A 19873-nucleotide genomic window follows, 5' to 3' on the forward strand; every position below is an offset into this window, starting at 1 on the left:
GTTAGCCGATGTACACCACTGCGTTACGGCCGCCCGTGCACTTGATGTTGCCGCCAGCAGGACGGCACCACATGTTGTAGGTCAGGCCAGTCGTTGGGCTGTAGGCCGTGATGGTGCCGGATTCCGCACCAGTGGAATTGCGATAGCGGACGTAGGCGCTGTGTACATTTCGAACGAACGGATCGCTCGTTGAGGACGTGCCCTTCCATGCGCTGGAGAGGTTGCCGCCAGCCAGGCCCGATGAGCGAGACGAGCCCGAATTACCGGATGAGCCACTCGAATCTTGAACAACCACGGTCTCAGTCTGTGTGACCGGTGGGTTGGGCTGGCTCGAAGTATCGGCAGCGGCCTGTGTAGTGGCAGCCGTCTGTGTGTCGGCCGCAGTTACCGAGTCATCTTTACTCAGGGTGACATAAAGTACCGCGCCAACCAGGCCCAGCAGGACCACGACCAGCACTGAAATGAGCGCAATCATTGCGCCGGAAGTACCTGATCTTTGCTGCGGATACGCCGGGGCTGCGTAAGCGAAAGTTGGTGCCGGCTGCGCAGCGAATTGGGGCTGGGGCTGTGGTTGTGGTTGGGGTTGAGGTGCCTGGTTCGGGTACACGGGGCCGAAAGAACCGGTGGAAGGATTCGAATTGTAGTTGGGGTCTGAGCTGGGGAACTCGTTATGCGACATGCTGGACGTACCAATCACGAGGAGGAAGTGTTCCCCCTGTGATGAGCCCAACCCGCGTAGCGAATGGTGCTCCATCCCCTGGGGACACGGTTAACGGCTTTTATTGTATTACTGGGAAAACTGTAAAGCATGTTAGGAGACGCATGTCGTCCGCAAAATGCGGCAAGGACGGGTTTAGCTAGACCCGAAATGAGGTGGTGAGCTTCAAATGAGGTTGTGACCATCGAGAAACTGCCTAAGTTTATGTCAGTTTCGGCACTAATTTCTGCTTGTTTTTGTCATAAACCTAGTCAGTAACTCATGAGCCGGTCCAAGACTCCGGGCTGCATATGTGAAACTGGGGCGCGCGTGAAACCCCACGGCCATTTTTCGGCCGTTTCGTTCATGCGCACCCCAGTTTGTTGCGAGGTGTAGCTGGTAGCTGGTAGCTGCTTAGTGGCTACATCCCCAGGATTTCCTTGAGCTCGGCCTTAATCTGGTCGAGCCGCTCGGCCGCGGCCACGTGTGGAATCGCGGACGAAGCGACCGGCAGCACGACTTCCAGGTAGCACTTCAGCTTCGGTTCCGTGCCGGAAGGCCGGGCAATGACGCGGTCGTTGGCCTCGGTGAGGATGAGAATGCCGTCGGTAGGAGGGATGTGATAGCTCTCGCCCTTGGCATCGACCATGTCTAGGCCATCATTCATGTCCGTGACCTGCGTGACCTTCGAACCAGCCAGTTGTGCAGGCGGGTTGGCGCGCAGAGTGTCCATGCCCTTGGTGATCAGCGAGCGGTCCTCGACACGGAAGGTCAACGGTGCGGTCTTGTAGAGACCATGGGCACGGGCGACATCATCCAGAAGGTCCTGGATGCCAAGACCCTGGCCCTTCAGTCGCGCCACCGCGTCGGCGACACGCACCGCCGCAGATACGCCGTCCTTGTCTCGCACGACTGCCGGGTCAGTGCAGTAGCCAATGGCCTCCTCGTAGCCGAAGACGAGCCCGTCCACACCAGCAATCCACTTAAAGCCGGTCAGTGTAGCGCGATAATTCAGTCCGTGACCTGCGGCAATCTTGCCCAGCAGGCGTGAGGACACAATCGAGTTAGCCATTGTGGCCGGAAACTCTGCGCCCTCATCATTGGTCACGGTCGCAATCCCACGGGCCTCGGCATCCGCAGCGATGACTTCACCCAGAAACGCACCGATGTCGTCGCCGGAGAGCTGTCGCCAGTCGCCATCGACGCCGCTGTCCGGAATAGCTACCGAGCAGCGGTCCGCATCCGGGTCAGCCGCGATGATGACATCCGCGTCTTCGGCACGTGCCAGCTCAAACGCAAGATCCAGCGCGCCGGCTTCCTCCGGGTTCGGGAACGATACCGTCGGGAACTCCGGATCCGGCGCGAACTGCTTTTCGACCACGCTGACATTCGAGAAACCTGCCGCGTTCAGTGTGCGCACGATGGTCTCGCCACCGACACCATGCATCGGGGTGAGAACAATCTTCGCTGCCTGCTTCTCTTCGCTTGACGACGTCGTTGCGAGCGCAGCCGCCCGTTTCACATAGGCGTCCAGTAGTTCAGGACCAACCTGCTCGACGGCATCGAAGTCACGCGGGACCTCATCAGCCGGTGGAGCAGCGGCGATGGCGTCCGCAATTTGCTTGTCATGGGGCGCGATGATTTGGACGCCTCGGCGGGAATCCGACTCCACCGCGCGGCCACCGAGGTAAACCTTGTAGCCGTTGTCCTTCGGTGGATTGTGGCTGGCCGTGACCATGATGCCGGCATCGGCATTGAGGTGGCGCACGGCAAAGGCGGTCACCGGTGTGGGCAGCTGCTGTGGCAGAGCCAGGGCCTTGCCACCGGCTGCGGCGACAACCGCGGCGGCATCGCGGTGAAAATCGGCGGAGCCGTGGCGGGCATCGCAACCAATGACCACGGTGAAGTCGTCGCCCACAATGTTCTTCAGATGCGCAACCAGGCCAGCGGTGGCACGGATGACCGTGGCACGGTTCATGCGAGACTGACCAGCGGCAACGACACCGCGAAGACCTGCAGTGCCGAATTCGAGTGGCCCGGCGAAACGGCTTTCCAGCTCGGCAATCGCATCGGGGTTGGCGGCCTTGGCTTCGTCGTAAAGCGAGGAGAGCTCAGCGGCGGTGGCCGAGTCCGGATCGTGGGCGATCCAATCGGTGATGGTGGCTTGTAGCTGTTCGGAGAGCATCGGGGTTAGCCTACTTCAGACCGTCGAGGACAGCGGCGGAGGAAGAAAGGCCCAGGCGAGAGGCGCCAGCGGCGATCATTTCCTCAGCGGCAGCGGCATCGCGGATACCGCCAGAGGCTTTGACTCCAAGGCGGTCGCCCACGGTTTCGCGCATGAGTTTCACGGCGTGAGCGGAAGCGCCGCCAGCTGGGTGGAAACCTGTGGAGGTCTTGACGAAGTCTGCGCCTGCGGACTCGGAGGCCTTGCAAGCTGCGATGATTTCCTCATCGGTCAGGGCGGCCGACTCGATGATGACCTTCAGAACCTTGCCCGGAATGGCATCGCGAACAGTCTTGATTTCGGCCTCAAGGTCGTCGAAGCGGTGCTCCTTGGCGAAGGCGATGTTGATGACCATGTCAATCTCTTCGGCACCATCGACCACGGCGCGGGCGGCCTCGGTGGCTTTGACCTCGGCCTTCACCGCACCGGAGGGGAAGCCTACGACAGTGGCGATGTGCAGGCCCTCAGGCACCTCGACTGGGAGCTGCGAGGGGGAGATGCAGATGGAGTAGGTGCCGAGCTTGGCGGCCTCGGCGATAAGAGCCTTGACCTGGTCAGAGGTGGCTTCTGGCTTGAGCAGGGTGTGGTCAATCATCTTGGCAACATCAGCGCGGGAAGTCATGGGAGAAATCAAGTCCTTTCGGAAATTTGGGAGAGAGCGTCAAAGTAGGGAGATGGCGGGCTCGGGGCGGGGAAGTGGCGCCGGCGCGAGCCCGTCAGAAATTTTCTAGGACACGCGATCGAGGATAATCTCGCGCTCGGCTGTCGGCGCGGTGTCGCCGATTTCAATGCCCGGCTCGATGGACTCGAGAGCGCGCTCGAACTTATCCGGAGTTTCAGTGTGCAGCGTGAGCAGCTTCTGACCCTTGACCACCTTGTCTCCCGGCTTGGCGAAAATCTCAATACCGGCGGTGGCCTGCACCGGATCATCCTTACGAGCACGTCCCGCGCCCAAGCGCCAGGAACCAACGCCGAGAGCCAGTGCATCCAGCTTGGTCAGGTAACCGTCAGCCTGCGCAACCACATCGTGCGTGTGAGGTGCCACCGGCAACGCGGCATCCGGATCGCCGCCCTGAGCGCGGATCATCTTCTTCCACGAATCCATTGCGCGGCCGTCCTTTAGAGCCTGCTCCACGTCAGCATCGTGTACGCCGGCCAGCTCCAGCATGTTTCGGGCCAGCTCACAGGTCAGCTCCACGACGTCCGCGGGGCCACCGCCAGCGAGAACCTCCACCGATTCGCGGACCTCGAGGGCGTTGCCGATGGTCAGGCCCAGCGGAGTGGACATGTCCGTTAACAGTGCGCGGGTATTCACGCCCGCATCGTTGCCCAGGTCAACCATGGTGCGGGCCAGTTCGCGGGCCTGATTCAGATCCTTCATGAAGGCGCCCGAGCCGACCTTGACATCCAGCACCAAGCTGGAGGTGCCCTCCGCAATCTTCTTGGACATGATCGACGAGGCAATCAGTGGAATGCAGTCCACCGTCGAGGTGATGTCACGCAGCGCGTAAATCTTCTTATCCGCAGGTGCCAGGCCCGCACCGGCTGCTGCGACGACCGCGCCGGAATCCTCCAGGATCTGCATCAAACGGTCATTCGGAACATCAGCCTGCCAGCCCGGAATGGATTCCAGCTTGTCCAGGGTGCCGCCGGTGTGGCCGAGGCCGCGGCCGGACAGCTGCGGGACGGCCACGCCGTAGGAGGACACCAGTGGGCCCAGCGGCAGCGTGATCTTGTCACCGACACCACCGGTGGAGTGTTTGTCCGTGGTGGGCTTGCTCAGCGATGCGAAGCTCATGGTCTCGCCCGAGTCAATCATCGCCTGAGTCCAATCCACAATTTCGCGACGATTCATGCCGCGGATGAAGATGGCCATGTTCAGCGCCGCCATCTGTTCATCGCCCACGACGCCGCGAGTGTAGGCGTCAATGACCCAGGAAATCTCTTCCGGACTGAGTTCACCGCCATCACGCTTTACCTTGATGACGTCAACTACATCGAACTTTTCAGCCATTGTTCGCTCCTTTTATAGGCGATTGTGCTTAGCGATATTGGTCTTGTGAACTCTGCTGATTCCGATTATCATCAGCACTAGAACAAATGTCAACAGTTAACTTTCCATTTGTACCCACATAAGTATGTTTGCATAAACACCTCGAACAGGCTCGGGGAGGGAGAGCACAATGTCCCACATCTCAGACGAAGAACTGCTGGCTAAGGCCTACGCCGCCACGGAAAACTCGTACGTTCCCTATTCAGGTTTTCCGGTTGGTGCCGCACTTCTGCTTGACGACGGTACGGTGGTCACAGGCTGCAACGTGGAAAACGCGTCCTATGGGTTGACCAACTGCGCAGAGCGCACAGCCGTATTCCGCATGGTCGCGGAGCATGGCGGCAACCATAAGATTGCGGCCTGTGCCATTGTCGGGCGAAAGGCGGCACCGTGCCACTCCTGTGGTGCCTGTCGGCAGGTCCTGCACGAATTTGGGTGCAAGCGTGTCATTGTGGAATCCAAGCGCCCGGAAAATGGTGGTTTAGGCGCTCCGGCCAGCATTGACTTTGAAAAAATTCTCCCTTACGCCTTTGGTCCCGAGGACCTGTAGGCATCATCACCACAGCCTCTTTTATCAAGAAAGAAGACCTTAGTCATGGATAGACTGCAAGGCTTACTGGGCATCATCCTCGTCATCGGATTTGCCATTGCTATCTCAAAGAACAGGAAAGCCATTAACTGGCGCACACTCGGCGTTGGCCTGCTGCTGCAAGCGGTGTTCGCGCTGGTAGTGCTGAAGTGGGAACCCGGCTTCCAGGCGTTGAAGAGCGTGGCCGGTGCCATTGAGAAGATGATCGACTTTACAAATGAGGGCACCTCGTTTGTCTTCGGTAATCTTTTCGACGGCACGGGTAAAAACTTCGTCTTCGTGCTCAACGTGCTGCCAGTGATTATCTTCCTGGGCGCGGTCCTCGGCGCCCTCTACTACCTGCGGGTAGTGCAGTACTTCGTTGAATATGTCGGGTCCGCACTGAAGTTCATTATGGGAACCTCGAAGGTGGAGTCCGTCTTCGCTTCCACGGTGATTTTCCTCGGGCAGTCGGAGGCTCCGCTCGTCGTTAAGCCGTATATTCCGAAACTGACCAAGTCGGAGCTGTTCGCATGTATGTCGGGCGGTTTTGCGTCGGTGGCCGGATCGACCTTGATCGGTTACTCCCTGCTCGGTGCGCCGTTGGAGTACCTGCTGGCGGCATCGGTAATGAACGCGCCGGGCTCGCTGCTGATTGCGAAGACTTTCTGGCCGGAGACGGAGGAATCCGATCTGGATGCGTCGGTGAAGGATGTCCGCGACACTGAGTCGAAGAACGTCATTGACGCGCTCGGGGCGGGTGCGTTGGCCGGCGGTCGTATCGCTGTGGTTGTGGCATGTTTGTTGATTGCGTTCATCGCTGTGATTGCGATGCTGTCGGCGATGATTGGCGGCATCGGCGGCTGGTTCGGTCAGGAAAACTGGTCGCTGGAGGGGCTGTTCGGCCTGGTCTTCGCGCCGATTGCCTGGCTGATTGGTGTGCCGTGGGAGAACGCAGGGCTGGTCGGTAGCTTCATTGGTGAGAAGACGATTCTGAACGAGTTCGTCGGCTACACCTCGTTCTCGGAGCACGTCGACTCGCTGGATCCGAAGTCCATCATGCTGGCGACCTTCGCCCTGGCTGGCTTCGCCAACCTGTCTTCCATTGCAATTCAGATCGGTTCCTTCGGTGCGCTATCGCCGGAACGTCGCGGTGAGATTGCCAAGAACGGTCCGCTGGCGCTGATTGCGGGCCTGTGCACCAACCTGCTCAACGCTGCAATTGTGGGTGTGATTGCGCTATAGCTCTTCCTCAGTTCGGAATTCGGCCGCCTGCTTTTCTAGATTCTGATGGATCTTCTGCTCGCCCTCGGCGGCCGCGGTAGCTCGGGGTGGAAGCTGGATGTATCGCTCTGCGGGCAGGCCGGCGCGCAGTTGGCGCATCCTCTCAACCTCGGCATCCAGCTTAAAGCCGAAGACCACGACGACATTAATGCCCCAAAGTGCAGTCATGAGAGCAATGACGGCACCCATGGCGCCGTAGGGGTTTGAAGCCGCAAAGTTGAACAGGTAAAGCTGCAATGCCTTGCCAATACCCAGCGAGCTGATAATTGCCAGTGCCGAACCGGTACTGAGCCAGCGGAATTTGCGCATGCGCACGTTCGGTGTGAAGTAGTACAGCGAGCCAATCAGAATCATTGACATGACGATAATGACCGGCCAGCGCAGCCAACTCCAGACGGAGATGCAGAAGTCAATGACCTGTCGCGTGGTCGATTCAATGCCCAACGGGCGGGCAACCGGTTCGACGATGGTGATAACTAGCTGGTCATTGACAATAATCGCAATGAGCAGTACCACCGTGCCAATGAGCAGCAATAGCGTAATGGCGACCATGAGCAGGTGGTAGCGAATTAGCGTGCGACCTTCGGAAACGCCATAGATGGAGTTACCCGTGCGCGAAAATGCGCGTGTGTAGGCCGACGACGAAATCAGCGCAAGAACAATACCGATAGTCAGTGCGACGAGACCGCCCGTGGCGGAGCCGATAATCGTTGAGATGACATTGCGAATCGGTTCGGCATACTCAGCCGGGATGTAGCTGCGGATGAAATCCTCGGTCAGTCGGTTGAGGTCTTCTGTATAGCCGGCCAGCATCAGCGTGGCAATTGAGTAAATCGCAAGCAGTGCAGGCGCGAAGGTCAGCACCGTGTAGTAAGTCAACTTCGCGGCAGCGTCGAAACCGAGCTCCAAGAAAAACTCGATACCCGCACGCTTGAGAGCGTAGAGCGCTCCTTTCCACCCCACGGGTGGCAACTTCTTCGCGGACTGAGCAAAAGATGCGTCTGCCGACTCGTAGGCCTGGAGTGTGTGCTTGATCTGCTGTGCTGGTGACACCTAAAGAATCGTCCTCTCCGACCTGACAGCGGCTGCAACATCTATGCGGACATCTGCGCTCGCTTAAGTCTATCGGTCGAAGAGGGCAGAGGCGCTTCTCAGGCCCGGGTGTCAGTTCTTTGTACTGATGCGTCCCGAGACGGCTATTCCGTGGCAGAGGGAGGGGCAGGGGCTAGACGGTGAGACTGGCGAGCCCGGTCAGTCCGATGAGTCCGATGAGTCCAGCGAAAGTAGGCGCTCGGCAGTGGCATCGTCAATGACCAGATGAGTGGCCAACTTTGTTCGAAGGGCCACGTCGATGGCCTCGGCCTTGTGCGCGCCACCGGCCACTAGTACCCGAGTGGGGATCCGGCGCAGGTCAGAGAGGCTGATACCTACCGTGCGGGCATCGACCTCTGGCAGCGCAATGCCACCGTCCGGGCGGTAGAAGCGTGAGCAGGCATCGCCCACTGCGCGCTCCACGAGTAAGTCCTTTTCGGTTGCCGACAGCTGCCCCAAGTTCAAGGCCAGCGAGTCATGGTCGACTGCGCCGACAGTGAAAACGGCAATGTCCACCGTCCGGCCAAGCGCCAATACGCTGGCGATGAACCGATCCTGTTCCACGATCCGCTTGGTCTCGACCGAATCGAAAATCACCGGCAGCGGCAATGTGCGGGCATAGGCGTGGAAGGCGTGGCAGAAACCGCCAATAGTGCGGATGTCGTTCGTGGACTTATCCGAGTGGCTCATTCCTCCCTTGAGCTGCACAATTTCCACGCCCGAGACATCCTTGGACTTCAATTGCGTGGATACGGAGTACATGGTCTTACCCCACGAAACACCGACGAGGGTACCGTCGACCACCAGCTCGTCGAGAAGCTCGGCGCCCACACGCCCCAACTCGCGGAGTAAGACTGCGTTGCCAGCGCGTGCCGGTTGCGCCAGGCGCACATCGTTGAGCTGGTAGCGATCCCGCATCTGCGTAGCGGTCTCTGAGGCTTCCTCGCGCGGATCGTGGATTTCAATGCGCACGTAACCGCGCTCACGGCCAAGGTTGAGCAGTTTAGAGACCGTTGGGCGGGAAACCCCGAGTTCGGTTGCAACCTGAGACTGTGTGAGCCCCTCGCCGTAATAGAGTTTGACGGCGGTGAGTGCTTGGATGTCGCGGGTGTCCACAGCGGCCTCCTCCAGCAAGAGCACTTAGTAAGCGCACTTGTAACAGGAACCTCGCTTGATTGGGACCCTGCCCGACTTGGTCATCGGGAAAGCGTGCGCCTCACCTGTGATTTTAGTTCCACGTTTGCAAAAACAAAAAGTCAGCTTTTGCATTTGTAGTAAACGGTGAGGCGTTTGCTGTCCCCGGAGGCTGCGGAAGGCATCGGAGGGTATCGCAGCGCAGGTTGAGTTCCCGCAGAATTACCAGATATTCACGCGCTCATTCGGCTCACGCCACATGCCGTCCCCCGCTGAAGTGCCGAAGGCCTCATGGAACTCATCGATGTTGCTGGCAATGACGTTGCAGCGGAACTCCGCTGGTGAGTGCGGGTCGATGGCAAGCAGCTGGCGTGCAAACTCCGGACGAATCTTGGAACGCCAGACCAGTGCCCACTGCTTGAACAGGTCACGGTAGGTCTCGGGGGTGTCCTCCAACCCGAGTTCCTTTCCGCGGGCAGCGAGGAAACGGCGGAAAGCGACGACAGCAATACCAAGCCCGCCCAAGTCACCGATGTTCTCTCCCAGGGTGAAGCGACCGTTGACACCGGGCAGGTCAGCGCCCTCCTCGGCCTGCTCGCGCAGAGCCTGCGGAACCAGGCCCTCGTACTGGTCCACCAGTGCGGAGGTCAGCTTCTCAAAAGCTGCGCGATCCTCATCGGTCCACCACTGGTGAAGGTTGCCGTGACCGTCATACTGCGAGCCCTGGTCATCAAAACCATGACCAATCTCGTGACCAATAACCGCACCGATGCCACCGAAGTTCTCCGCCGGGGAAGCGTCCGGTGAGAAGAACGGCGACTGCAAAATCGCAGCCGGGAACGTGATGTCATTGACCACCGGATTGTAGAAGGCATTGACCGTCTGCGGAGTGCCATGCCACTCATCACGATTGGCCGGGGTTCCCAGCTTTGCCACCTCATAATCATGCGCAAAAGCGCTGGCAGCGCGAGCATTGTCCATCAGTGAATCCCCGAGCTCCATCGCCGAGTAATCACGCCAACGCTCCGGGTAGCCAATCTTGGCCTTAAACAGCGACAGCTTCTCCAGCGCCCGCTCCTGTGTCGCCTTCGTCATCCACGGCAGCTTCGAAATTCGCTCCCGGTACGCCGCCAGCAGGTAGTCCACCAGTTCCAGGACCTGCTCCTTGTACTCCGGAGGGAAGTGCTTTTCCGCATACAGCTTGCCGACGTCATGTCCAACCGCCCCGTCCGCAAAGGCAACACCACGCTTCCAGCGTGCACGCTGCTCGGTCGAACCCTGCAGGGTGCGGCCGTAGAAGTTAAAGCTCTCCGCAGAGAAGTCATCCGACAGGTAGGCGGCGCGCTGGTGGAGGACGCGCCACAGTGCCCACAGGCGCAGATCTGCCAGGTCAGTGTCCTGCCACAACTTGCTCAAGTGCTCGAAGTACGACGGCATCATCACCACGATGGTGTCGATGGCAGTCTGGTTCGTCTCATTGACACCGGTGGCCGCGAGCCACTCCGCGACCGGGAAGCCGGTGGGGAGGTCAGAAATGGCCGTCTTGTTATAGGTCTTCAGTGCATCGCGGGTATCGACCACATTCCAGTGACCAGCGGCAATACGCTTTTCAAAAGCCACGATGCGCGCCGCCGCAGCGGCCGGGTCCACCAACTCGAATGCAGCAAGCGCGGTGGAGAGTTCCCCCGCGCCGTCGTCATGCGAGGAGAGAAGCTTCAACATAGCGGCAACATGCTGCTCATAGGCAGCGAGGGTGTCGGCGTGACCAGGCTCGCGGTAGTAAGCCTCATCCGGGAGGCCGAGGCCCGACTGCAACAGATAGAGAGCATCCAGGTCCGAGCCGGAATCCTTCTCTACCCAGTACCCGAGCGCACCACCGACACCGAGGCGGTCGAGGCGGCCGAGCGCCAACGCCAGCTCATGCGCGTTCTCGGCGGAGGCAATCATTTCTAGATCCTGCGCGAGAGGAGCTGCGCCGGCGTTATTAATAGCGGCTTCGTCCATAAAAGAGTTGTACAAGCGAGCGACGCGGGAATTCTGATCCGCATCGGCGGCAGTGGTGATGAGCTCGCGGACGTTTTCCTCCGCCTCATCCCTCAGCTTGTAAAAGGCGCCATCGATGGGGCGGTCAGCCGGGATGACGTGATTACTAACCCACTCACCGTTGGTGGCCAAGTAGAGGTCATCCTGTGGGCGAGGAGTCGTTGAGAGTTGGGACGTTGCGGACTGGGTCTCAGTATTAGTGCTATTTGTCATGCCGCCAGTCTAGGGGCAAGGGCGGATTGAAGCTGTGACTGGAGGGGCGGGATAAGTTTAGGATTACGAATGGGGCTAAAGTGATTTAGGGGGTAAGGTGCAAACCATGAAATTTCTTCCACTTTCCGCGACCGCGGTGCTGAAGCGACGCCCGGGCCGCGCCACTTTGGCAAGTATCGTGGCCGTTGCGCCGCTGACCTTGGGTGTTATTGCACCGGCTGACGCGCAACCCCAGGACGCATCTGCACACTCCAACCCGTCCGCTGCTGATTCCAAGGGGTCGCTCGACTTTTTGACTGTTCAGGAGTCGCAGGGCTCTGGTGCCAACGGTTCCTCAACTGGTTCGGCTACCAGCGCATCGTCTAACTCGGCTCGCACCGGCTTCCACATGGGGCCGACCGGCGTGGACGTCTCCAAGTGGCAGCGCCCAGGTGGCGTCGCACTGAAATGGGACGAGGTCGCAGCCAGCGGCCAGAAGTTCGCTTTCATCAAGGCCACCGACGGTGTCGAAGGTGACCAGAAGTACTTCCTCGAGGACTCCATCGCTGCAGCGAAGGCCGGTCTGTATGTGGGCAGCTACCACAAGGCACACCCGGATCGCTCCGCAACCGCGCAGGCTGACCAGTACGTAGAAGCACTGCAGCAGCGCGATGAGCAAATCTCCACAGACAAGACACTGCCGCCGGTGCTGGACATCGAGCTGGACAATGGCCTCAACCCGACCCAGCTGCAGAAGTGGACCAAGGACTTCCTCGAGCGCGTAGAGGAAAAGACCGGCGAAACCCCGATGATTTACACCTACCGTTGGTTCTGGCAGAACCCGATGGGTAACTCGACCGACTTCACCGACTACCCGCTGTGGCTCGCCGCCTACGAAGACAGCGCTCCGACCTCACTGCCGGGCGGTTGGGAGAGTATGGCCTTCTGGCAGCGTTCCTCCACCGGCCGCGTCGATGGCATCCCGACCAACGTGGACGAGGACGTCTTCAACGGCACCGAAGCTGAGCTGCAGCAGCTGGCTGCTGCTCACTAGCAGTGTGTTGTGGGGTCTGGGGCAGGCTAAAACTTCGTCCGCCCCGCACGCCACGCAATCAACGCAGGCAGGAGCTTGTCGACGTCGTCGACGACAATAAGCGCATCGAGAAGCTCCGGCCGCACAAAACCCGCATCAACAACGTTGCGGAGCAGAGCCAACAGCGGCTCCCAAAAGCCCGAAGGACCCAGCAACGCCACCGGTTTGGCATGAATCCCCAGGTGCTGCTGGGTCCACACTTCGAAGAACTCCTCCAGCGTGCCCGCGCCGCCGGGGAGCGCAACAAAAGCATCGCCAAGCTCATACATGCGCGACTTGCGGTCGGCCATAGTCGCAACAGTTTCCAGGTGAGTCAGCCGCGGATGGGCAATTTCCTTCTTGACCAGGACCTCGGGGATGACACCGGTGACACTGCCGCCGTCGTCAAGCGACGCGTTAGCAACCGTGCCCATAAGACCAATCGCCGCGCCCCCGTAGACGAGCTCCACCCGATTTTCCGCGAGTGTCTGGCCGAGGCGTTCGGCGGTGACGCGCCAGGCGGGATCGTTGCCGAAGCCGGAGCCGCAGAAGACAGTCAGTGACGACAGTGCGCGCTGTGGCTGCTCACGGCCAGCGGCAAGCTGGGGCAGCTCTTCGCGAAGCTTCGGCAGAGTGGTTTCGACCAGCATAGGGGCGATTTTCCCGGTCGGTAGCCAGGGGTCGAGCCAGCGGACCTCTTCAATTTCGGCGTGGGGCTGAACGTTCGCCAGCTCATCGGTGAACTCGCCGACATAGCGCACATGGTGGCCGACGACCTCGAAGCCCGCCTCGTTGGCGGCGGCCGCACGGGCGATATTCCACGGACGCAACAGCGATAGGTCGATGTCCACGCCGAGCTCCTCGGAGACCTCGCGAGCGGCGGTGACCTCCGGGCGATCGACGGACTCACCCGGCTCGAACTTCCCGCCGGGCAGCATGAACGTATCCGTACCCCGCTTACGAACGCACAAAACCCGTCCCACCGGGTCAGTCACAACCATTGCGGCGACAACGATGGAACGGGTTTGTGCAGTCACTCGGTCTCCTTAGGTGAAGGAGGCACCGAGGCTCTTTCGCCTAGGGATCCTTCACAATCATCTTCCCGGGCGAGTATAGACCCGAGCGAGTGATATCTTCATACTCAATTTCGGCGACATCCGGCTTGACCTTGTCCTTATTCGGACGCGGCGAGAGCTTCTCGACGGAACCCCAGTCGCGGCGCCAGTCGTTCTTGAGGTAAGTCGGTACGGACGTAGCCTCATTCACAGCGTCGGAGAATCCGAGCGGACCACCGCCATCGACCGACTGCCAGACATCTGCACCGACGACCTTCAGGCCACGGTCCGGAGTGATGCGGTACTCCGGAAGCTCTGCGACACCTGCGTAGTGGTCGAACGGACGCTGGCACGGGAACTGGAAGGCAACCGGCCAGTCCGGGATAGTCGCAGTTTCCGGCGAAATGACATCAGTCATCGACTGCAGCTCGGCCAGGCGCGGCGGGGTCAGTGCCAGCCACTGATCCTCGGAGACGTCATTGTCCTCCGCGACCAGTCGCACAGCGGTCGCTCCCTCTGGGATCTCCTCGGTCAGGAAGCGCAGGTTACGCCAGGTCGGAGCAGGGCCGATATCAATCGGCTCCGACTCGGAGAGGACCTCGAAGCCATCCTCGTCGCCGCCCTTGCGACCGTACTCTGCCACCAGCTTGCGACCCTGCTGAGCCACACCGTTGATGTCGTGGTGGAAGATACGGCCAGCCGCCGATACGACGAGTAGCGGGTGGTCCTCGTCAATCTCAGGCAGCTGGAACCAGGAAGTTTCCAGGCTTGCAGGACGCTGAATGTCCTCGGAGTAGGAGCCAAGCACCGGCACCTTATCCGGATCCAAGCCAAATGGCAGCTCGACCTGCGAGCCGTTGACACCCTTGTCGGCGCGCTTGCCGCCGTCGGTGCCCGACGCGGAACCGCCCTCAACTGTGGCTTCCGGATCAGTAGATTGATCATCAGTGTCGGCAGTACTTGCCTGGCTCTGGCTGGCGTCCACAGCTTCGGCCTTCATATTTGACGGGACGCCGTTCGGGTCGAAGCCACGGTTCTTGCCGCCACCGCGCAACGATTCCGCTAGCGGCTTGCCATCGACGGTATTCAGGAAGCCATCGTTCGGATCGGTTTCCATCAGCACATCGCTCGCCATATTACATGTCTGACCAGCCAAGGAGCGGATATTACCAGCGGCGACCGAGTATGCCGGGTACTGCGATACTGCGCCCTTGCCCAGTGAAGCCACCATGAACATCGTCACCAGCAGCGTCGTCACTGCAATCGGGGACGATGCAACTGCATTGATGCGGCGCGCGCGTGCCGACTTTTCCTGCGACTTCGGCTTGGTGCGGAACTCCTGGACGAAGTTCATTACGGCACCAGCCAGCAGCAGTAGCAAGGCTAGAGCCAATACTGCTGAACCCAGCTGGTGGCCGCGCAACTGAATAGTCTTGTCGAACCACGGCACACCGTAGGACGACACATACCACCAGCCGTTAATGCCCATCAGCGAGAAAGCGAGGATGAAGGTGATACCACCGGCAAAGAACAGCTGGTTGCGCGGGTTACCTGCTACCCAATGGCTAATGGCCATAGCGGCAAGTGCTGCCAGGGAAGCCGCGATGCCCGCGTACACGCCGAAGTGGTGCGTCCACTTTGTCGGCGTGAAGGTCAGGAAGAACATGGTGCCGATGAACATGAACACCAGGCGTGCCGACGGGCCGGCCAGAGCCCCCGGAACGGTGCGGTGACGAAGCAGCGCGGCAATCGTGATGGTCAAGCACGCCAGTGCAATCAGAACTGGGAAACGACGCGGGAAGGCGCCGTCGACCGACTGCAGCACCAGCCAGTAGTAGCGGACGTACTCGTTGTACCAAGGCTCCGACGGGCCGATGATGCTGCGGACGCGAATGGACTCGCGGACCGTGGCCAAAGTCTGGTCGCCGAAGACACCGACCAAGATTGCGGTGCCCGCAGCCAGGAACGGCGCAATCTGCATCAGTGGGGCCTGCCAACCACCACCGAGAGCCTTATGGCGCTCAACGACAATGCGCACCAGCATCGGGATGCCTGCGAGCAGGGCAGCAACTGCCATTAGGCCCGTTGGGCCCGAGCCCAGTGCCAGCGTGGCGATAACCACTGCGACTGCAGCTGGCAGCAGGCGTCGAGTCAGAATTGCGCGCTCAATGAATACCCAGGTCAGCAGGGATCCCAGAGCAATGACCGGCTCCGGGCGCAGTCCGTTGTTGTACGGCAGCCAGAAGGCCAATAGCACACCAGCAGCAGACCAGTAGGCCACCCGGCGCTGGGCAATCTTCTCGCCGAGGCGTGGGATAACCATTCGGGAAATAATGAACCACACCAGCAGTGCGGACAGCAGCGCCGGTAGTCGCATCCACAGTGACGAGGTGGACACCTTCACCATCAGCGACAGCAGGTCGTAGTAAGGGCTGCCGAACGGTGACTCAGGCGCGCCGAACCAACGGTAGTAGTTCGCCATGTAGCCCGACTCGTCGGAGACGCGCGCCATGGTGAAGATGTAACCGTCATCGGAGGTGTTGCCACCGATGAAGTGCCAAACAACCAAAATCGTGCCGACCAGGATGTCCAGCGGAGTCGGCTTCAACGCACCGCGCTTGAACAGCGGAGTGAAAGGGGAACCGTCGATACGGTCAATGCGAGCCAACGCGACGAGGGAAGCCAGCGTCAGAAGCAGACCCAAGTACATGACGATGTACTTCACCACTGTCGGGTGTGAGGTGTAGCGGGAGTCGATGTTCATGTGGACATCGAGTCCATCGGCTACGGCCTTGGCCGCGTCGCCGTCAGCGGGCAGGTCAGTGTAGATACCGGTGACCTGCGGACGGTAATCGCCGTGTGTGGTGGCGGTGAGCTTCTCACCATCTGAGTTCTTGGCGCCGTCGATGTTGACGGTGGTCTCATGCTCGTTTGAGCGGATCTCCAGGATCTTGCCCTTGTTGCTGGCAAGCTCCTTTTTATCCAGGCTCATCACCACGCTGTCGCGCAGAATGACGTCGAGGCCGTCCTTGCCCGAACGCACCATCAGGCCCCGTTTGGTCGGCTTATCCGCGGTCGGGGGGATAGTCGACAACAGGGTCGTCCGTTTGTCGGAAAGTTCATCCGTCAGGGACAGAGGCAGATCGATGCTCAGATCCAACGGTGCCTGCGCCATAAGCGGTGCATCCACTGAGTTCAGTGTGTCGCGCTGAGGCCAAGACACGGAGGACTGAGTATTCACGACCGGGAGGAACGGTGTGATGACAAAGCAAATGAAACCGACGATTCCAGCGATAATCGCTGTCCAACGAGTCAGTGTCGTAGGAGAGGGGCCGTCCATAGGCGGTCTCTCCACGCGGTCGATGGTCACTTCGGGTGAGCCGTCGACACTTTCTTTGATTTCTTTAGTTTCGGCAGTCACAAGGAAAGATACTACGGTAATTGGCGTTTTTCTTTGAGTTTGCAACGCGAAAGTTACATCACAGTTTCCACATTAGTAACAGGAATCACGTTTACAGCAGGGGATAGCCGCCCAATACCTACTTGCGAATACCTACTTGCGAACCGCCACTACGAACGGGCCGACCTGGTTTAGCTCCCAGTGCTTCTCAAATGCAGAGCGGGCAAAATTCAGGCTCCGGAAGACCACATTCGGATTGTTCGGATAGATATCATCCGCGATGTCCAACGTCAGTGGAGCGGCATCCTCGCCATCAGGTGTCTCAACCTCGCCCCGCAGCACAATGGCATCCGGTCCGCGCCACGGCGTTGCATCCATGGCCTGCACGAGCTCATCGGGATCGCGAATCTCCGACCATTCCTCCAATGCCTGATTACGGCGGTCAAACTCACCCAGAGGGTTAGCGTAGTGGCTGGTCAGTGCCTGGAATCCATACCAGGGATAGAGTGCTTGGAAATTCTTCTCATCCGTCAGCACCACTGTCTGGGCCGGATCGAGCCCGGCCTCCTTCAGCGTTTGGTCCACCGCTGAGTACCACGCCCCGGCATTCGGTGGGAAGCGGTCCGCGCGCTCGCCGTTACCGTCGGTGTCGGTATGCGCCAAGTCGATGGCACCATGCAACTTATTCGGAATCGACTGCGCGTAGCCAATGCCCGCCAGCAGCAAGACTGCCGCCATTACCGCGGAAACGCGCTTGGCAATGTGAGCTGGTGCCGCCTGCGGCCAATACTTCTCGATGCCGTTGAGACGGGCGTCGGCAAGCGCGACCACACCAGCCGCGATCAGCATGAACGTAATCGGTGCGGTGAGGCGGAACCCCAGCAGCGTGCGTCCGAGCAGCGTCGCCACCATCGAGGCCACTACCCAGCCATAGAGCACCAGCGTGCCCAGGCCGAGCGCGCGGGCATCCGGCTCCGTGGCGCTGACCAGCATGCGCACGACGCCGATGAAACACAGCACACCGATTACGCTGGCGGCGAGCATCGGCAAAGGCAGCTGCGCACCCTCCGGGGGCAGGTAGTGCGTCGCTGTCGCGCCCGAGCGCGGTGCCCCTGTCGCAACCGCCAGCATGTACGGCCCCCACACCGTCGCCGCAATCAGCATCGATCCCACGCCCATAATGATCAGACGCACTACAGGCATCCAAGAGCTTGACGACGTCCACGCGACCACGGCCAACACGACCACAATAAGCGCGCCTACGGCAGTGTAAAGAGTGTAGAAAGTCGCAGAAATACCCAGGAAGACGAGCACGCCAAACATGGCGGACCAGGCGCCGGTGAGACCGCGCCAGGCCATCACGGTCATCGCCGGAAGACCCATAGCAACGACTGCGGCGTAGGGCTCATCGGCGACAGTGGCCAGGGCGACGGCCGTGGTTGTCAGCGCAATGCCAGTGGCTACGGGCAGGGAGCCACTCAGGCGTTGCCACACCGGAACCAAAACACAGCCAGCAGCGGCGAGTGTAATCAACGCCCAGGGCTGGAAGACCTCCCAGCCGGCAATGCCAAGAATATTGGCCAGGCGTCCGCCCAGGAAGAACCAACCAGCGGGGTAGAAAGACGGGATGTCGATGTACGACATGTCGTGCAGGCCAGGCTCCGAGGCCATCCTGGTGAGGTATTCGGTGCGGAACTCCTGGTCGACAGACAGACCGTCCAACCACAGCTTGGTCGAGCCCATCGGTAGGCCGACGGCAGAGACCACCAAAATGGCCGGTGACATGTAAGCCATCAGATACGTCAACCACGTTAGCCATCGGGGGCGATTATCTTTGCCCTTGGTGGCGAAGAAATACAGCAGGACGGTGGTGAGCGTCAGAGTGATGACAATCATCGCTGTTGCGACCGCCCTGGTCAGCTGCGAGCCGCCAAAGGCCGGCAGCGACAGGCGGTGGAACACAAACCAGGACACTAGAGCGATAACCGAACCGCCCACAAGCGCTGCGAACAGGTAGGTCAGAGCAGCCTTGAGGGAGAGCTGGTCATCGTTGAAGATTTCGTAGCGATCTTCGTCAACCAGCTCACTGTAGGATCGTGCGCCCGTTGTGTTGGCGCTAGTGTTGTCGGCACCCGTGGTGTCAGCGCTCGAGGTTTCGGCCTGCTTGTCTACCATGCCCTCAAGTTTTGCACAGGAACCGGACTCCGACGAACGGCGGAGCTAAAGGTGGGTACGTCAGCCCGTCAAGCTCCGCTGAGTTCTATCAAGTCCCCCGAGTCTTACTTTTAAATCGGCAGCTTCTTGAAGATCGGGCGCGGAATGTGCTTCAGCACCATCATCACCAGCTGGAATGCCGGCGGAGCCCAGACCAATGTCTTACCGGCCTCGATGGACTTCACCGCGAGCTTGGCGACATCTTCCTTGTTCACAGTCAGCGGGGCCTCGTCCACGTCAGCGGACATACGGGTACGGACCTGACCAGGGCGGATAACCAGGGTCTTGACGCCGTACTCCTCCAGGGCCTCGCCCAGGTTCAGGTAGAAACCATCCAGGCCGGCCTTGGTGGAACCGTAGACAAAGTTGGAGCGGCGCACACGCTCACCAGCGACGGAGGACATGGCAATGAACTGGCCATGACCCTGCGCCTTGAACTTCTGACCAACCAGAACACCCATCGACATCGCGCCGGTGTAGTTGATGTTCGCAGCCAGGACGGCCTTGCGCTGGTTCTGCCAGAGCTCCTCGGCGTCGCCAAGCATGCCGAACGCGACGATGCAGATATCCACGTCGCCGTCGGCAAATGCCTTATCGACGACCTCCGGGTGGGAGTCGAAGTCCGTTGCGTCGAAGTCGAGGGTGACCACCTCGGAAGCGCCGGCGGCCTTCATCTTTTCAGCGGAGGCTTCGCGCAGCGGATCGTTCGGCAGGGAAGCCAGGATGACCTTGGCCGGGCCCTTCTTCAGGAACTCGGCGGTAATGGCCAGACCGATTTCACTAGTGCCGCCGAGCAGTAGGATGGACTGGGCAGCGCCTACAGCATTAATCATTGGGGCTTAAAT

14 protein-coding genes are annotated in these 19873 nt (G+C 60.1%); 3 read left to right on the forward strand and 11 right to left on the reverse strand.

Annotation, left to right across the window (positions count from 1 at the left end; all coding sequences use genetic code 11):
* Window position 1: 1 nt before the first annotated feature.
* From HMPREF1206_RS02410 to HMPREF1206_RS02425, 4 genes are all read right to left on the reverse strand, one after another.
* Window positions 2-475: a hypothetical protein gene (locus tag HMPREF1206_RS02410; protein WP_231367165.1), complete on the reverse strand. Its 474-nt coding sequence runs from the start codon at window positions 473-475 to the stop codon at window positions 2-4.
* A 643-nt stretch (window positions 476-1118) separates the two neighbouring features.
* A complete protein-coding gene (locus HMPREF1206_RS02415) occupies window positions 1119-2882 on the reverse strand; it encodes a phospho-sugar mutase (protein ID WP_016421812.1) in 1764 nt (587 codons plus the stop codon).
* A gap of 10 nt (window positions 2883-2892) precedes the next feature.
* A complete protein-coding gene (gene deoC, locus HMPREF1206_RS02420; protein ID WP_016421813.1) occupies window positions 2893-3543 on the reverse strand; it encodes a deoxyribose-phosphate aldolase in 651 nt (216 codons plus the stop codon).
* 105 nt (window positions 3544-3648) lie between these two features.
* Window positions 3649-4935 (reverse strand): thymidine phosphorylase, encoded by a 1287-nt coding sequence (locus HMPREF1206_RS02425; RefSeq protein WP_016421814.1) that lies wholly within the window; start codon window positions 4933-4935, stop codon window positions 3649-3651.
* Window positions 4936-5104: 169 nt separating this feature from the next.
* On the opposite strand from HMPREF1206_RS02425, the gene HMPREF1206_RS02430 reads away from it, so the two are divergent.
* Both HMPREF1206_RS02430 and HMPREF1206_RS02435 read left to right on the forward strand, forming a co-directional pair.
* Window positions 5105-5524, forward strand: coding sequence for a cytidine deaminase (locus HMPREF1206_RS02430; RefSeq protein WP_016421815.1), 420 nt, complete (start codon window positions 5105-5107; stop codon window positions 5522-5524).
* Window positions 5525-5569: 45 nt separating this feature from the next.
* A complete protein-coding gene (locus HMPREF1206_RS02435) occupies window positions 5570-6787 on the forward strand; it encodes a NupC/NupG family nucleoside CNT transporter (protein WP_016421816.1) in 1218 nt (405 codons plus the stop codon).
* Here HMPREF1206_RS02435 and HMPREF1206_RS02440 read toward each other — a convergent pair.
* The 3 genes from HMPREF1206_RS02440 to HMPREF1206_RS02450 all read right to left on the reverse strand — a co-directional run bounded on the left by HMPREF1206_RS02440 (window position 6782) and on the right by HMPREF1206_RS02450 (window position 11308).
* Complete coding sequence (locus HMPREF1206_RS02440; RefSeq protein ID WP_016421817.1) at window positions 6782-7879, reverse strand: YihY/virulence factor BrkB family protein; 1098 nt, start codon at window positions 7877-7879, stop codon at window positions 6782-6784. The genes HMPREF1206_RS02435 and HMPREF1206_RS02440 overlap by 6 nt on opposite strands.
* Window positions 7880-8077: 198 nt before the next feature.
* Window positions 8078-9034, reverse strand: a complete 957-nt coding sequence (locus HMPREF1206_RS02445) for a sugar-binding transcriptional regulator (protein ID WP_016421818.1) — start codon at window positions 9032-9034, stop codon at window positions 8078-8080.
* A gap of 240 nt (window positions 9035-9274) precedes the next feature.
* The gene (locus HMPREF1206_RS02450) at window positions 9275-11308 is read right to left on the reverse strand and encodes a M13 family metallopeptidase (protein ID WP_016421819.1); all 2034 of its coding nucleotides are present in this window, start codon (window positions 11306-11308) and stop codon (window positions 9275-9277) included.
* A 106-nt stretch (window positions 11309-11414) separates the two neighbouring features.
* Here HMPREF1206_RS02450 and HMPREF1206_RS02455 point away from each other — a divergent pair, with 106 nt between their 5' ends.
* Window positions 11415-12341 (forward strand): glycoside hydrolase family 25 protein, encoded by a 927-nt coding sequence (locus HMPREF1206_RS02455; protein ID WP_016421820.1) that lies wholly within the window; start codon window positions 11415-11417, stop codon window positions 12339-12341.
* A 26-nt stretch (window positions 12342-12367) separates the two neighbouring features.
* Here the strand turns inward: HMPREF1206_RS02455 and HMPREF1206_RS02460 are convergent, their stop codons facing one another.
* The 4 genes from HMPREF1206_RS02460 to HMPREF1206_RS02475 all read right to left on the reverse strand — a co-directional run bounded on the left by HMPREF1206_RS02460 (window position 12368) and on the right by HMPREF1206_RS02475 (window position 19861).
* Window positions 12368-13396: a TIGR00730 family Rossman fold protein gene (locus tag HMPREF1206_RS02460; protein ID WP_016421821.1), complete on the reverse strand. Its 1029-nt coding sequence runs from the start codon at window positions 13394-13396 to the stop codon at window positions 12368-12370.
* A 40-nt stretch (window positions 13397-13436) separates the two neighbouring features.
* Complete coding sequence (locus HMPREF1206_RS02465; protein WP_016421822.1) at window positions 13437-16835, reverse strand: arabinosyltransferase domain-containing protein; 3399 nt, start codon at window positions 16833-16835, stop codon at window positions 13437-13439.
* Window positions 16836-16967: 132 nt separating this feature from the next.
* Window positions 16968-18989, reverse strand: coding sequence for a galactan 5-O-arabinofuranosyltransferase (locus HMPREF1206_RS02470; protein ID WP_016421823.1), 2022 nt, complete (start codon window positions 18987-18989; stop codon window positions 16968-16970).
* Between the two features lie 110 nt (window positions 18990-19099).
* On the reverse strand, window positions 19100-19861 hold the full coding sequence (locus HMPREF1206_RS02475) for a decaprenylphospho-beta-D-erythro-pentofuranosid-2-ulose 2-reductase (protein WP_016421824.1): 762 nt from the start codon (window positions 19859-19861) through the stop codon (window positions 19100-19102).
* Window positions 19862-19873 lie beyond the last annotated feature (12 nt).

Source organism: Corynebacterium sp. HFH0082, from assembly GCF_000411235.1.
Taxonomy (GTDB): Bacteria; Actinomycetota; Actinomycetes; order Mycobacteriales; family Mycobacteriaceae; genus Corynebacterium; species Corynebacterium jeikeium_D.